Raw genomic sequence first — 15,222 nt, 5'->3', positions numbered from 1 at the left:
CGGTCCGATCCGGCGCACCCCGGCGCTATCCACTCCTTTGGCTCCGCTGTCTGCCCGCCGCCTACTTGCTGACGGCCGTTCGCCAGGACAGCCACTGTTCGGACGATACGCAAGGGGTGGTCCAGCAGATTTTTTCCCAGCGTCAAGGCGGCTGGTTCCGTTGTAGCGAATCGTGAGGTCCGTGCTGGCCAGAGCAGCGAACCTGCCGCTGGTTTGCCCTGCCTGCAGGGCGGCAGTTTGCGGACGCCGCACCACGCATCCCGAACTGGTGCTGTTCACGACCTGGGGCGATCTGCAGGATTACGCCGCCTACGACCCCGCCGGCCGTGACCTGCAATCCCTGGTCGACCTGGTCGATACCCACGGCGCGGACGCCATCCTGACCGCCGTCGACCATCTCGCCCCCGAAGGCCAGGCCGAGGTAACCGTCTCCACCGCGCACAAGGCCAAAGGCCGGGAATGGGCACAGGTGAAGATCGCCGACGACTTCACCCCACCCTCCGACGGCCCGCCGCACGACACAGGGCAGGGGACGGCCCGCCGGATCGACGACAAAGAGGCATGCCTGGCCTATGTGGCCGTCACCCGCACCCGGCACCGCCTCGACATCGGCGGCCTGTCCTGGATCAACGAGCATCCGGAAGGAGCATCGGCCAGTCCCCAGCCACCACAGTGATACTCCGGGCGGGTTCTGGGCGTTCGGTGCCTCCGCCTGGAAGGAGCGCACGGGGGAGCGGCGGTACGGATCGCAATGATCCGGGACGGTGCAGCATCGAGTGTGACGGGCGCCGACCCTGCCGGTGACGGCACATCCGAGAAGCCCTCAGTGGCCGCCCGCTGTCCACAGACGGCCCCCGGCAGGCTTCTTGAGCTATGAACATCAGCTCGCCGGGCATCGCCCGGAACAACAAGACGACGCCGCGCTGCGAACGCCACGACGCGCTCCTCCAGCCGGAAGAGCGGACCGAGTTCGCGGCCCGGTTCCCGGCCGGCCACCGGGCGCAGATGGCGTTCCTCCTGGCCAACTACGCCGACAACGCCTCCGTGGTCGGGGCGCTCTTGGGCACCGGAGTGCGTACGGTGCGCCGCCACTGCCGTGGGTGGCCGCCGCCGCCCGGGCTCCGGCTGCGCCGGGCCCTGCGCCGCCGTGTCGTCGACCTCGTGTGCCCGCGGTGCCTGTCTGATCGTGCGGTGGAAGCGGCGCGCCAGGCGAAACGGGAAGCCCGGCGCGCGGCCCGACGGATTCCGCGGGATCAGGGCGGCCCGGATTGCTGACACCGCTTGCTCGAGAACCTTCAGTTCCTGTGTGACGGTGAAAGCTTTCCTGCATCATCGATAGTAAAAAGCTGATATAGATGCGAAAGTTGCATAGATTCAGGTAAGATGGCGGCATGGGATTGAGCTTGGAGGAGTCGCTGCGGCTGACGGTGGCCGCGTTGATGCAGGTGACGGGTGACTCGCAGCGGTCGGTTGCGGGGGTGCTGGGGCTGACGCAGACGCAGGTGTCGCGCCGGCAGTCGGGCGCCATCTCATGGAGCCTGCGCGACGTCGACGTCCTGGCCGAGCACTACGGCATCGGCGCGCTGGACCTGCTGGCGGGTCCGACCAGAGCGTGCGAGGCGCTGCCCACCGGCAGGCGCCGTTCCGTCCGGACCGAGGCGAAGGGGGCGAGCCGGTGAGCGACTTCGACGCGATCGACTCGCTGCTTGACGCCGTCGGTCCGGAGGCCGAACTCCCGCCCTGCCAGGTGCGCCGCGAGCTGCGGGAGCGGGCTCGGCTGTCCAAGGCGCAGGTGGCCCGTGCGCTCGGGGTGAGCCCGTCCACCCTGAGCGGATGGGAAAGCGGCCGGGACCCGGCCGGCGAGATCCGCACCAAATACGCGTACCTGCTGGACGGGCTGAACACCAAGCTCGCCACCGAGACCGAGACCGAGACCGAGACCACGGCGGCGCCGGCGCCGGCTGCGGAGCAGCCCCTCACGTCAGACGCGGCCGCGACCGTCACTCCCTCGTCTTCGCCGGATCCCGGGCAGGATGAGGACAGGGACGACGTAGAGCTGCTCGTCGTGCCCGAGCCGTGTGTGCTGTGCGGCCGTCCGGCCAGACGACGCGTGGCGGGGTTCGCTCAGCACCTGTCCCCGGCCGACTGCCAGCCCACCGCCACTGGAGCCCCCGCTGCCGCGCCTGCCCCACCTGCTGAACAGCCCACCGCGCAAACTCCGAAAGCGCCGCTGTGCACGGCACGTCCGGTGCGTGCAACGGAGCGTTCTAAGGGCCCGGCCCGCCACGCGTTCCAGGAGCCGTCCGGCCCGGTCGACCTGATCCGCGAGGCCGTGCAGGGCGTGCTCGCCGAGCACCGAGGCGACGTCGACGCAGCCACGGCGGCGCTGTTGAAGCGGGCGATCCCGGACGCAATGCGACTGCTGGACGAGACCCGCAAGGGCGCCCGCTACGACGTGATCGCGCACCCCTGGATCCCCGACATCCTCAAGAAGCAGACCGCGCGCGGCGCCGACCAGATCTGGGAGGCCCGCCCCAAGTGGACCCGTCACGAACTCCCGCCCGGCCGGCATGAGGTGACCGCGCTCGACATCAACGGCGCCTACCTATCCGCCCTCAAGACGCACCTCCCCCTGGGTCAGCTCGAGCACTCCACCGGCCTGGCCCACGACCGCCGCCGCTCCGGAGTCCACCTGATCACCCCGCCCGAGTGGGAGCACGAGGCGGTGCTGCCCAACCCGATCGGCCAGAGGGACGAGCCCGGCCCGCTGTGGGTCACCGAGCCGACGCTGCGCCTCCTGCTGCGCCTGTCCGGCCCGAAGCACCAGCTGTGCGCGCCTCCTCAGATCCACGAGTCGTACACCTCCGGGGCCACGGAGAACCTGCTGGAAAAGTTCCGCATCGCGTTGAAGGACGCCCGCGACACGGCGATCGAGCAGGGCGATACGGTGACGCTGGAGTACGTGAAGGCGATGTACTCGAAGTTCGTCTCCACGATGGGGGAGTCGAACTACAACCGGGAGCTCTACCGTCCGGACTGGATGCACCTCATCCGCAGCCAGGCCTTCGCCAATCTGTGGCTCAAGGCGCTCAAGGCCCATGACGAAGGCCTGGCCGTCGTCCGGGCGATGGGCACCGATGAACTCCACGTCATCGGTGACTGGCGCCGTGTCTTCGCCGAAGGCCGAGGTGTTACCGAGGTCAAGGTCAAGGACACGTACGCCGCCGGAACCGACGCCGGTGAGCACGCAGGAGAGGGGGAGTAGTGCCGGAGAAGAACATCGACTTCGGGAGGTTCGGCGCCCAGGGCATCAAGGGCAGCGACGCCGTTGCCCGCAAGCTCGACGAACTCGCGGGCGGCATCGCCACTCCCGTGACCGCCAAGCGCGGATGGACGGCGCGCCTGCACTATCTGACGAAGTCGACCCAGACCCTGAAGGCAGCGCAGGACGCCGGACTCACAGTGACCCACCGGACGCTGAAGGCCTGGCTGGAGGGTGAACGCCGCCCCTCCAAGGCCAACCTGAAACGCATCGACCAGGTGTACCGGGCGGTGCGCCGTCACAACGTCGCCCGCCATCTCCTCAGGCGCCTCAACCGCGACGGACGTGGTACGCGAGTGGAGATCCACCCGCTCAACCAGTCCCAGGTGCCGCAGCCGCTGCAGCGCGTGGTGGAGTACCGGACGATGAACGTGCGCCGCTGGGACCGAATCGTCGGCTCCTGGGCGGCCGGCGACCACCAGAGCCTCGACGCCGCGTGGCAGGACACGATCGTCGACCTCGGCTCGCAGTGGGGCCAGTACGAGTACGTCACCAACGTCGGCTTCGCCGCGTAGAGCCCTGCGCCGGAAGGTGGTCTTCGGCGCCTGCTGGGATGGCGTACGGTGGGGATCACCGACGCGGGGTGGAGCAGCTCGGTAGCTCGCTGGGCTCATAACCCAGAGGTCGCAGGTTCAAATCCTGTCCCCGCTACTGCCGAAGAGGCCCGGATCTACACAATCCGGGCTCTTTTGCGTTCCCGGCGCAAGCCCACGTCTGCCTCCTGCCCAGCAGGAGGCCCGGCCGCCCTTGCTGCCTGCCCGAGGTGATCGATCTCAGGCCGTTCTCGCTGGACTCTCTGCGGCGAACAGGGGAGTCGTCGGTGACGGTGCGCGGATCGCAGTGGTTGGCGTCTGCGCACAGTGCAGGGTTGCCATGTGCGCGGTCCGCGCTGGGATCTCGCAGCAGGTCCTGGTCTGCCCATACCCGTCACCGAGCCGCCGTGCTGTGCGGGACCTGCGCCGTGGTCCACCTGGCCGCGCGGCATACGGCCCCGCAGGCCTGGTGTCCTGGGGAACAACGGTAGTTCTACCGTGCGGTCGGCGGCATAGCACTGTGGCAGGGATTGGGTGCGTTTTTGGAACGTTTGGACGAGGCGGCCGTGCCCCATCGGGTGGGATAGTCGGGGCCGCCGGGTGCGGCTGAAGTCGGATGAGGCAGGGTGAACGGCATGGTGACCTTGGCCAGCCCGTCGGTGGGCACGTCGGTACGCGCAGCCTCCGCGGCCCTGCTGGATCCTGCCGTACTGTCTGTCTCGCTCCAGCTGATGGGCAGTCAGGCGCTGCTGTTCTACCGGCTTGACGAGGAAGAATGCGCACGCCGCGCCCGCGTGTCAGCGGCGCGCCTGGACAGTCTTGATGCGCTGCAGACCCTTCTGGAGCTGCCCGTAGATGAGCCCGTCGCACTGGCGTCGCTGCCCGCACGGCTGCGTTCGGCGGTACGGCGGCTTCCGGCCGGTGCGGCCGAGGCCGACCGCCGTGAGGTCACCCGTCGCGCGGTGCGACCGCTCACCGTTGATCTCGCCGTAGTCCGGGCGAGCGCCGTGGGCTGGCGCGGAGGGCTGGAGCAAGCCGGCCGTTTCGCCCCCTTCTGCCGGCGCGCCCTGCTGCTGGATAGCGCTCCACCGGCCGCTGAGGAGATGCTGATGGAAGCCGCCTTCTACGGCATCGGCATCCTGGTGGCCGACGGCGAGAGCGTGGACTTGCTGCTGGAGCCCCGGCCTTACACCCCGCGCCGCCACACGCCCGCGGCGTGGTGCTTCACTGAGGAGTTCCACCGCCGCATCGGCTAGGCAGTTTCGTTTGGATCAGCGGGCGGACCAGATGAAGATGCCTGCGATGTGGAGTCCAGCGAGGTAGATGGTCGCGGTCTTGTCGTAGCGGGTGGCGAGGCCGCGCCACTGCTTGAGCCGGTTGATGGAGCGCTCGACAGTGTTGCGCTGCTTGTATGCCTCGCGGTCGAAGTTCGGTGGCCGTCCGCCGTGGCTGCCCCGGCGGAGTCGGTGGCCGCGCTGGTCGGCGGGGACGGGGATGACCGCGCGGATGCCACGGCGGCGTAGGTGGTCGCGGATGGCGCGTGAGGAGTATGCCTTGTCGGCCAGGACCACGTCCGGTCTGGTGCGGGGTCGTCCTCGCGGGCGGGGAATGCGCAGGCGGGCCATCACGTCGGGGAAGGCGGGTGCGTCGCCGGCCTGTCCGGCGGTGAGGACGAAGGCCATCGGCCTGCACCGGTCGTCGGCTGCGAGGTGCACCTTGGTGGTCAGTCCTCCGCGGGACCGGCCGATGGCGTGGTCTGTCGGTTCGTCGGCCGGGGCCCTTTTTTGCGGGCCCCGGCGGCGTGCTGATGAGCGCGCACGATCGTGGAGTCGACCGAGACGGCCCAGTTCAGGTCCTCATCGGCGTCGGCCTGGGCCATCAACGCGGTGAAGACCCGTTCCCAGGTGCCGTCGACAGCCCACATCCGCAACCGGTTGTAGACCCCTCGCCAGTTCCCGTACTTCTCCGGCAGATGGACCCACTGCGATCCCGTCCGGAACTTCCAGGCGATCGCGTCGATCACCTCCCGATGATCTCTCCACCGCCCGCCCCGCCTGGGCGTCCGGTCCGGCAACAACGGCTCGATCCGCGCCCACTGCGCGTCGCTTAACGGCACACCCAGAACAACGATCAGATGATCCGAACGAAACGGCCTAGTCACGGCTCACCGCGCTCCACGCCCGCCACCGGGCGGGCTGTCGACGAAGCCTGCGGGGCGACAGAGGCCTGCGCCCACTGCAGCAACTGCTGGGGCACCTTGAAGGCGCTGAACCCGGGATGGTCGAGTTCGGCGTTGAGCACCGGGTAGCGGTCGGCCGCCCGCTGGCAGCGCTGCTGCCACCATGTGGGCCGTCCGGCCGGCTCGACGGCGTCCATGCTGCGCAGCCACTCCATCAGCACCGCCGCGTTGTGGGCGGCCGCCGGCACCTGCCAGTGATTGCTGACGAAGGTGTCCAGCACCAGTCCGTCGCAGGCCGCGCACCGGCACACCGGCGCCAGGCCGGCGGCGAACCTCTTCGCCAGCGTCTCGCCGAGGAAGAAGTCCATCAGCTCCGGCAGCAGCACGGAGGGCGAGTTCGGTCCGCCCGGAGACCGCTTGGCCGCCTGGCCGGGCGGGACGATGTGCCGCACGCTGCTGGTGGCGCCGAAGGCGGTGAACGCCGCCCCGTGGGCCAGGGCCCCGAACGCCGCGAGGTCGGCACGCAGCAGCGCGGTTCCGGGTACCTCCGCCAGCAGCCGCTTGAGGTTGCCCACTGCCTGGGAGAAGCAGGCCAGTGGGTCCATCTGTCCGCCGAGCATGACCGCTTTGGGGTTCGGTACGACATTGAGCCAGGCGATCAGCTGCCCGACCGCGTCGTCGCGCAGCCACCCCACGTCCACGGGAACACTGAAGAAGACGTGGGGGTCCTCCAGCTTGAGGACCTGGTGGACGGCGGCCTTGAGGGCGTCGGAGTCTTCCGCGTGCAGATATCCGGTGGGCGTCATGGCCGCTGTCGCGCCCGCACGGTGGCCCACCTGCTCCTCGATCGACAGCCTCAGCGGGTCACCGAAGACCAGCTGGCCTTCCGAGACGTCGGGGAAAGGGTCGTCCTCACTGGCCGCCGCCATGGTGTAGACGGCGGGATCCGCGAGGAGCGGTCCCGTGAACCCCTCCTCGCGCAGCTTGCGGACTTTCACTGCAGCCCCGGGACCGCTGACGACGAGCCCACTGCGCACCGGATCGAGCTGCGCGCGGATGTAACCGACCCGGCTCACCCCGGCCTGCAGCAGCATCCGGCCCTGCAACTGCCCGGGTACAGAGGGCTGTTCGGTGAGAGGCGGGTCGGGAGGCTCCGCGGGATCGGAACCGGCGCCCGGGCGCGGGGAGGGGAACGACTCAGTCATGGCCTCACCTTCGAAGCGGAATCCACCGCCGCGCCTTCGCGCGGGGCGTACAGCAGCTGGAAGTCCTCGGGCAGCAGCCGCGCACAGCGGGCCAGCTCCTCCTTGCTCATCCCCGCGGCCAGAGCCGAGCGGATCAGCCCGGGGACGTACCGGGGCCGCTCCCGGTCTATCTCGACCGGTTCGGCCGTGCGGTATCCCAGCGCGGACATCTCCACCATCACGCTGCGGTACTGCCAGTCCGTGACGATGCTCAGACTCTGCGCCCGGCGTAGCAGCGCGGCCATCGACACCTTCCACTCCCGCTTCAGCCGGGCCAGGAGTTCCAGGTCGACGCGAGGCGTGAAGGCGGAGCGGATGTCACGCGCGGGCATGAGGAACTCGGCAGCGAATTCGTCGGCCTGCCGCTCCTGCACGGTGCTGTCGCCGGGGGACTGGTGCAGGACCAGGTGCCCCAGCTCATGCGCCAGGCTGAAGCGGTAGCGGTCTGCGGGCGCGTGGTCGTTGGCCAGGATGAGCGGCGGCTGCTTCCCGTCCCACTGGCTGACCGCGTCGAGCCGGCCGCTGCCCAGATCACGCGCGACCACCAGGGCCCCGGCCTCCTCCAGGGACGCGGTGATGTCCGCCGCCGGGCCCGGCGGCATGCCCCAGGCCTTGCGAACCTGCCGGGCCGCGTCCTTGGCCGTGGTCAGGGCGTCGAGTTCGGCAGGGGGAATGGCCGCAGCCCGCACGCCGAGACCGGGGCGGCACGCCGCGATGCCCTGCAACTGCACCCGTGTCAGGGCGAGATGGGCATGCTGGCGCCGCAGGGCGGAGACGGTCAACGACGCACGCTTGCGGTGGTGGACGAGCCCCACGCCGATCCCGTGCACCTGCGGATCCAGACACAGCAGATCCGGCGGATACCCCAGCGCCGCCGCGTACAGCTCCAGCCGCTCTCCCGAGACCGCCAGCCGGCCGCTCTCGGCGCGGCTCACATACCCCTGGGACACCGCCACGTCACCGCCGGAGGCCTTCACCATCGCCTCAGCCACGTCGGCTTGCGTCATGCCGCGGAACTCCCGGGCCACCACCAGCATCCCCGGCTGCGCCGGACGTACGTCGCTCACGTCGTACCACCTCGGATCAGACCTCAAAAGATTAGCTTCAAATATTCCTCCATGCATCGAAGTTGACAAAAATGACAGAAGGTCAAGAAGAGGGGGCGCAATGCGTGGAACCGTGCATTCTGGGTTCACGCTGGTCAAATACGTTCCCTGAGGCTGTGCCGGTGCAGCTCCCGGCTCCTGCGGGATGCGGTGTTCCGCCCTCAGGAGGAGAGGCTCAGCCTCTCCTCGCCCAGACGCTAACTGGCGCAATACGGGGCACGGTTGCTGTGCGTGCCTCTAGGATGACGGCCTGCGCCGGGGCCTCAAGCGCCTCATCCGCACGCGTAACGCCCGCACGCCACACCCCTGTCCGTCGCCCGGCGGAGCGGGGGAGATACGGAGCAGCTCGACCGTGCACCTCATCCGCTTCTCCGCGTGCGGGTTCCGCTCGCTGACCTATGTGCAGGACATCCCGGTCAGCAGCCCGACGATCCTGGCCGGCCGCAACGACGGCGGCAAGAGCGCGGTCCTGGCCGCGCTGGCTTTCCTCCTGGGCGAACATCGTCTGACGGACGAGGACCGCACCTACCAGCAGGACGAGGGCGTCAAGGGACAGCGCTGCGCGGAGACATGGGTGGAGGGCGTCTTCCGCCTGGACACCACCGAGCAGACAGCAGCAGCCCCCTTACCGGCCGAGCTCCGTATCCGGCGCCGCTCACGGGCCGGTGAGGCGGCGTGCTGGGAGTTCTTCGGATCACAGCCCGCCGACAGCCGCCTGCAGGGCCTGGGCCGGCTGATGAAGAAGGACCTGACCGAACTGGTCGCCGAGTTCGGCCTCGTCCCGTCGGGCACGCTGAAGGACGACCTGCTGGCCGCGCTCACCGCACACGCCGCGACCGTCCCGCAGACCGACCAGTGGCAGCCGCTGCCCAAAGACCTCGAGACCCGGCTGCCGCGGCTGCTGGCGTTCGGCGGCAAGGACGAGAGCCCGGACGACGCGGTGCGCACCGCTTTGAGCAGCTGCTACGAGACCCACCTGGAGGACGAGACCCTCCAAGGGCAGGTCCGGGAGATCGAGAAGGAGATCACGCAGCGGCTGGAGAAGGAAGCGGACTCCCTGTGCCGGCACATCCGCCAGCACTGCCACGAGTTCGTCGGCGTGGAGGTCAAGCCCGAGGTCTCCTTCAAGGGCGGCTTCAAAAGGGCGCCGCTGGAGGTCTCCAAGGCCGACGGCGAGCCCGTGGACCTGACCCGCTCGGGCCAGGGCAGCACCCGGCGCATCGCCCTCGCCGTGTGGGAGTGGACCAGCAGCCTCCTCGAAAGCAGTGAACTCGCCGCGGCGGGGGAGCAGGGCGAGCCGCAGCCCACGCAGACCATCGTCGTCTACGACGAGCCCGACACCCACCTCGACTACCGCCACCAGCGCACCGTCATGGACATCATCCGCAAGCAGTGCGCCCTGCCCCACGTCAGCGTCATCGTCGCCACCCACTCGATGAACCTCATCGACGGCGTCGACATCGCCGACGTCGTCCACCTCAAACTCAGCGACAGCGGCCGCACCCTCGTCGAGCGCCTCGACGACGACACCCACGACGGCATCGACTTCCACCTCGGACAGATCGCCGCCGCGGTGGGACTGCGCAACTCCGTCCTGCTGCACGAACGCTGCTTCCTGGCAGTCGAAGGCCCCACCGAGCAGCAGTGCGTGCCCCTGCTCTTCCGCCTCTCGCAGGGGCTGCCCCTGCAGGCGGCCGGCATCGCCCTGTGGGCCTGTGACAACAACGAAGGAGCACTCCACCTCGCGGGCTACCTCGTCAAGCACCACCGCACCGTCATGCTGATGGTCGACGCCGACAGCCGCGCCAACAAGCACTTCAAGACCGAGAAACTCATCAAAGCCGGCCTTGACCTCACCAAGCAGGTCTCCTACGTCGGAGAGAGCGACGGCTACAACGAGCTGGAGGAGCTTTTCAGCGACCTCCAGTGGGCGGCCGCCGCGAACGCCCACTGGCCCCGCCTCAAGGGCTGCCCCTGGAGCGCCGACGACTTCACCGAGCACCGGGGCGGCAAGTTCAGCGAGCGCATCCTCTACATGATCAAACAGCAGGCCGAGGAGAGCAGCCCCAACGGCAAGGCCGACATGCTCTACGCGCTGGTGTCCATGCTCACCACCCCCGAAGAGGTCCCCCAGCAGCTACGGGACATCTTCACCGAGGTGCAGGCCCTCGCCTGCTGACCTGCTGCTGCGCCCGCCGCTGCAGCATGCGCTCCTTGCGCTGCTCATTGGTCGGCGCCGTCCAGGCGTGCCATCCGGCCTCCGCAGTCCATTGCCGCGCGTGAGCGCGGGCTTCGATTCCGCACCACCGGCAGCCCCCGGGCGCCACAGTGTGCTCGGTCCTGGCAGAACGCGATAACGACATCACATCCTCCTTCCCCCACTGCTTATCTTGCCTCCTGCCACTGACAATCACCCCGCGAGCCGCGTCCGGCTCCGCCACCCGGCAGCGCAGACGAAGAAACCTTTCCCTCGCGTGTCCCCAAGCCTCTGAAACAAGACCGTTTATCGGGAAAACCATCCGTAACTCCCACCACACTGGTTACGGTCTGTGCCCATGAGGTTCCTGCACACCTCGGACTGGCATCTTGGCCGCCGGTTCCACGGGGAAGATCTGATCGACCACCAGCGCAAGGTCCTGGACCACATCTGCGCCACCGCCCGCACCCAGAAGGTGGACGCCCTGCTGATCGCGGGCGACATCTACGACCGTGCCATCCCGAGCCTGGACGCGGTACGCCTGTTCGACCGGGCTCTGCACCAGCTCGCCGACCTCGGCATCCCCACCGTCATGATCAGCGGCAACCACGACTCGGCCCACCGCCTCGGCACCGGCTCCGGCCTGTACGCCAAAGCGGGCGTCCACCTGCGCACCAACCCCGCCGACGCCGCCCGCCCCGTCCTCCTCGACGACGAACACGGCCCCGTCGCCGTCTACGGAGTGCCCTACCTCGAGCCCGCCCTGGTACGCACCCAGCTGGACGCCGAGACAGCCTCCCACCAGGCCGTGCTCACCTCGGCACTGGACCGCATCCGAGCCGACCTCGCCACCCGCCCGGGCACCCGCTCCGTCGTCCTCGCCCACGCCTTCATCACCGGCGCCACCAGCAGCAAAAGCGAACGCGACATCAGCGTCGGCGGCATCGCCCACGCCGGCGCCGACCTCTTCGACGGCATCGACTACACCGCCCTGGGCCATCTCCACCGCCCGCAGCGCGTCAACGACCGCATCCATTACAGCGGCTCCCCGCTGGCCTACTCCTTCTCCGAGACCAACCACACCAAGTCCCTCACCCTCACCGACCTGCCGGCCGACGGCGCCCCCACGATCACACACCACGACCTGCCGGCCGACCTCCACCTGCCGCTGGCCCGGCTGACCGGCCGCATCGAAGACCTGCTGACCGACCCCGCACACGAACCGCTCAGCGAAGCCTGGCTGCAGGTCACCCTCACCGACACCGCCCTGCCGTACGAGGCGATGGCACGCCTCAGACAGCGCTTCTCCAAGACGCTGGACATGCGGCACGTGCCCGCCGGCATCCCGGCACAGGCCACCGACAGCCCCACCTACCGCGAACGGGTACGCGGCCGCGGCGACCTCGACATCGCCCACGACTTCATCACCGCCGTGCGCGGCACCCCGCCCACCACCGCAGAGGCAGGCCTCCTGCAAGAGGCCGTCGACGACATGCGCGTGCACGCCCAGGAGAAGGAAACCGTCTGACATGCGTCTGCACTCCCTACACCTGCAGGCCTTCGGCCCCTTCGCCCGCCGCCACACCGTCGACTTCGACGCCCTGTCCGCCGACGGCCTGTTCCTTCTGCACGGCGACACCGGCGCCGGCAAGAGCACCCTGTTCGCCGCCATCTGCTTCGCCCTCTACGGCCTGCCGCCCCACGAACGCAACATGCGGCTGCGCAGCGATCACGCTCCCGCGGATCTGCTCACCGAAGTGACCCTGGAAGTAACCCTTGCTGGCAAGCGCCTGCAGATCCGCAGGATCCCCGCCCAGAAGCGACCCCACCTGCGCAACAGTGCAGAGCTCGTCGACCAGAAGGCCGAAACCTACCTGCACCAGTGGGTCCTCGACGAACACGGACACGGCCGGTGGGAAGGCATCATCAAGTCCCACAAGGAAGCCGGAGAAGAGATCAAGTCCCTCCTGCGCCTGACCCGCCAGCAGTTCTGCCAGGTCGTCCTGCTCCCACAGAACGAGTTCACCAAGTTCCTGCGCGCCGACGCATCCGAACGCCGGGTCCTGCTCGGCACCCTCTTCGGCACCCGCCGCTTCGGCCTCATCGAAGAATTCCTCGCCAACCGCAAAACCCTCACCGCCAAGACGCGCGACGAGGCCCGCGCCGACGTCCTGCGCCTGGCCGAACGCATCCAGCAGGCAGCTGGCGACGACCTCGAACCGGCCCAGAACGCCCCCCGGGCCGACGACTCCGCCACCCTCACCGCACCCGCCCGCGCCTGGGCCACCGCCCTGCACCGCCAGGCCCTCACCCGCCAAGACGCCGCCGACGCTGCCACCGAGACCGCCGAGCAGCAGCTGACCGAAGCCCGCCGGGCAGAACAGGCCGTCCGCGACCTCTACCGTCTCCAGCAGGCCCACCGCACCACCGCACACGACCTCGGCCTGCTCCACGAGCAGACCACCTACCACGACCACCTCGCCGAACGCCGCGACCGCGCCGTGAAAGCCCAACAACTGCAATCCGTCCTGGAGACCGCACACACCGCCGACCGCGAGCACACCCGTGCCCTGGACGACGACAGCCGTGCCCGCGCCCTGCTGCCGCCCGAACACGCATCCCTCGGCACCGCCGGCCTCACTCACGCCGGCCAGCAGCTGCACGCCGAAACCGGCGCCGTCCAGGCACTGCTGCCCGACGAGGCCACCCTCCAGCGCCACACGACAGATCTGGCCGCACTCGACCGCGAGCACCAGCAGCTCACCGAAACCCTCACCGACGCCCAGCAATGGCTCAACGCCCTTCCGCAACGCCGCGCTGACCTTGCCACGCGCCTGGAAACCGCCCGCAGCGCGCAGGAAACCAGCCGCGAACTCACCCCCACCCTCAACCTCGCTGAAAAGCAGCTGGAAGCCGCCAGGCGCCGTGACGTTCTCGACCAGCAGATCAGCGCCGCCCACAAGGTCCTCAGCCAGGCCGAGAAGGACTCCGAGCAAGCCGCGAAAACGTACGTCGACATCCGGCGTCGCCGCACGGACGGCATCGTCGCCGAGCTCGCCGGCCGGCTCGTCGACGGCGAAGACTGCCCCGTATGCGGTTCCCCCACCCACCCCGCACCCGCCACCGCCCAGCCCGGTCAGCCCACCGCCGCCGACGAACAGGCCGCCGAAGCCGCCCACAACCACGCTCAGAAGACGCAGAACAACGCCAAAGAGGCCCTGGCCCAGCTGAACGAACAGGCCGCCACAGCACGCGGTGAAGCCGGTGGCAACATCCCCCTCACCGACCTCACCGCCCACCGCACTGACCTCGAACAACACCTCGCCGACGCCCTCTCCCAGGCAGCCGACGCCGGACCAGCCGGCGAACAACTCACCCTCCTGGAAAAAGAACAGGCCGACACCGAACACACCCGCAACACCGCAACCGCACGCATGGGCGCCGCCGACGCCACCTACGACAGCCTGCACACCCAGCGCGAAGAGCTCACCCACCGCCTGGCAACCGCCCTCAACGGACACGCCACACTCGCCGACCGCATCACCCACCTCACCCAGCACGCTGGCCGACTCGAGGCCGCCGCCGCGTGCGCAGCCACCGTGACAACAACCGCCACAGACCGCCACAGCGCCACCGCTCTCGCAGAGCAGGCAGCGCACGCGGCAGGCTTCACCTCCCCGGCCGAAGCCTCGGCCGCCCGCCTGCCCGACGACGAACTCACCGCGATCGACAAAGAGATCACCCACTGGCGTGAACAGCGCCTCGTACTGACCGCCCGGCTCGCCGAACCCGAACTGCAGGCAGCCATCACCCAGCCACCCGCCGACCTCGAGCACGCCGTCACCGAACTGAACACCGCCACCACAACCCACACCCGCACGGCAGCCCTCGCCACCCAGGCCGCCGACCGGACAACCACGCTGGCCACCCTCACCACTCAGCTGGACACCCAGATCCAGCGCCTGGAACCCATCGAGGACGCCTACCGCACCGTCGATCACCTCCACGGCCTCATCAGCGGCGGCTCACCCAGCAACCAGCTCCGCATGCAACTGGAGTCCTACGTCCTGGCAGCCCGACTCGAAGACGTCGTCGACGCCGCCAACACCCGCCTGTCACGCATGTCCCACCACCGCTTCACCCTCGTCCACTCCGACGACAGAGCCGCCCGAGGTGCCAAATCAGGCCTGGACCTCAAGGTCCTCGACGCCTGGAGCGGACACAAACGCCACACCGACACCCTCTCCGGCGGCGAATCCTTCTACGTCTCCCTGGCCCTCGCCCTGGGCCTCGCCGACATCGTCACCGCCGAAGCAGGCGGCCAGGCACTGGACACCCTCTTCATCGACGAAGGCTTCGGCACCCTCGACGAAGACACCCTCCACCAAGTCCTCGACGTCCTGGACTCCCTGCGCGCCCACGACCGCACCGTCGGACTCATCAGCCACGTCCCCGAACTGCGCCGCCGCATCACCCAGCGCCTGCACATCGCCAAGCACATCGACGGCTCCACCCTCACGCACCTGACCGAAGCTGCTGAATGACCGCACAACAGGACACGCTGCACGTACCGGCCACTCGTCGGCTGGCGCTCATGACACCAAGGCCCTGGGCTCCAGTCGACAGAGACCTGCTGCAACG

At 69.1% G+C, this 15,222-nt stretch carries 10 protein-coding genes, 1 tRNA gene and 2 pseudogenes; 10 read left to right on the top strand and 3 right to left on the bottom strand.

The annotated features are described in order from the left end of the window. Positions 1-241: 241 nt before the first annotated feature. The 7 genes and pseudogenes from ACIO1C_RS34820 to ACIO1C_RS34790 all read left to right on the top strand — a co-directional run. Positions 242-676: pseudogene (locus ACIO1C_RS34820) on the top strand (3'-5' exonuclease); the annotation flags it as partial. 197 nt (positions 677-873) lie between these two features. After that, positions 874-1,275, top strand: a complete 402-nt coding sequence (locus ACIO1C_RS34815) for a hypothetical protein (RefSeq protein ID WP_401871556.1) — start codon at positions 874-876, stop codon at positions 1,273-1,275. Between the two features lie 116 nt (positions 1,276-1,391). After that, positions 1,392-1,679: a helix-turn-helix domain-containing protein gene (locus tag ACIO1C_RS34810; protein ID WP_266469336.1), complete on the top strand. Its 288-nt coding sequence runs from the start codon at positions 1,392-1,394 to the stop codon at positions 1,677-1,679. Further along, positions 1,676-3,265, top strand: coding sequence for a helix-turn-helix domain-containing protein (locus tag ACIO1C_RS34805; RefSeq protein ID WP_401871553.1), 1,590 nt, complete (start codon positions 1,676-1,678; stop codon positions 3,263-3,265). Before ACIO1C_RS34810 ends, ACIO1C_RS34805 begins: the two co-directional genes overlap by 4 nt. Further along, positions 3,265-3,837, top strand: coding sequence for a transcriptional regulator (locus ACIO1C_RS34800; protein ID WP_361059423.1), 573 nt, complete (start codon positions 3,265-3,267; stop codon positions 3,835-3,837). Before ACIO1C_RS34805 ends, ACIO1C_RS34800 begins: the two co-directional genes overlap by 1 nt. A gap of 62 nt (positions 3,838-3,899) precedes the next feature. Beyond that, positions 3,900-3,973: transfer RNA gene (locus tag ACIO1C_RS34795), tRNA-Met, on the top strand. A 508-nt stretch (positions 3,974-4,481) separates the two neighbouring features. After that, positions 4,482-5,111 carry a hypothetical protein gene (locus tag ACIO1C_RS34790; RefSeq protein WP_401871550.1) on the top strand — a complete coding sequence of 210 codons (630 nt, stop codon included), beginning with the start codon at positions 4,482-4,484 and terminating at the stop codon, positions 5,109-5,111. A gap of 15 nt (positions 5,112-5,126) precedes the next feature. Here ACIO1C_RS34790 and ACIO1C_RS34785 read toward each other — a convergent pair. The 3 genes and pseudogenes from ACIO1C_RS34785 to ACIO1C_RS34775 form a co-directional block, all read right to left on the bottom strand. Beyond that, positions 5,127-5,977: pseudogene (locus tag ACIO1C_RS34785) on the bottom strand (IS5 family transposase). Positions 5,978-6,012: 35 nt separating this feature from the next. Next, a complete protein-coding gene (locus tag ACIO1C_RS34780; RefSeq protein ID WP_401871548.1) occupies positions 6,013-7,239 on the bottom strand; it encodes a hypothetical protein in 1,227 nt (408 codons plus the stop codon). Next, positions 7,236-8,345 (bottom strand): ImmA/IrrE family metallo-endopeptidase, encoded by a 1,110-nt coding sequence (locus ACIO1C_RS34775; protein ID WP_401871545.1) that lies wholly within the window; start codon positions 8,343-8,345, stop codon positions 7,236-7,238. The genes ACIO1C_RS34780 and ACIO1C_RS34775 overlap by 4 nt, the downstream gene beginning before the upstream one ends. Before the next feature lie 391 nt (positions 8,346-8,736). On the opposite strand from ACIO1C_RS34775, the gene ACIO1C_RS34770 reads away from it, so the two are divergent. From ACIO1C_RS34770 to ACIO1C_RS34760, 3 genes are all read left to right on the top strand, one after another. Next, positions 8,737-10,563, top strand: a complete 1,827-nt coding sequence (locus ACIO1C_RS34770) for an ATP-dependent nuclease (protein ID WP_401871542.1) — start codon at positions 8,737-8,739, stop codon at positions 10,561-10,563. Between the two features lie 376 nt (positions 10,564-10,939). Next, a complete protein-coding gene (locus ACIO1C_RS34765) occupies positions 10,940-12,109 on the top strand; it encodes an exonuclease SbcCD subunit D (protein WP_401871540.1) in 1,170 nt (389 codons plus the stop codon). A 1-nt stretch (position 12,110) separates the two neighbouring features. Next, positions 12,111-15,125, top strand: a complete 3,015-nt coding sequence (locus tag ACIO1C_RS34760; RefSeq protein WP_401871538.1) for an AAA family ATPase — start codon at positions 12,111-12,113, stop codon at positions 15,123-15,125. The last annotated feature ends 97 nt before the right edge of the window (positions 15,126-15,222 follow it).

It is taken from the genome of Streptomyces sp. NPDC087420 (assembly GCF_044744165.1).
Lineage (GTDB): Bacteria > Actinomycetota > Actinomycetes > Streptomycetales > Streptomycetaceae > Streptomyces.
The sequence above is the reverse complement of the archived record's forward strand: the minus strand, read 5'-3'. Positions and strand labels throughout refer to the sequence as shown.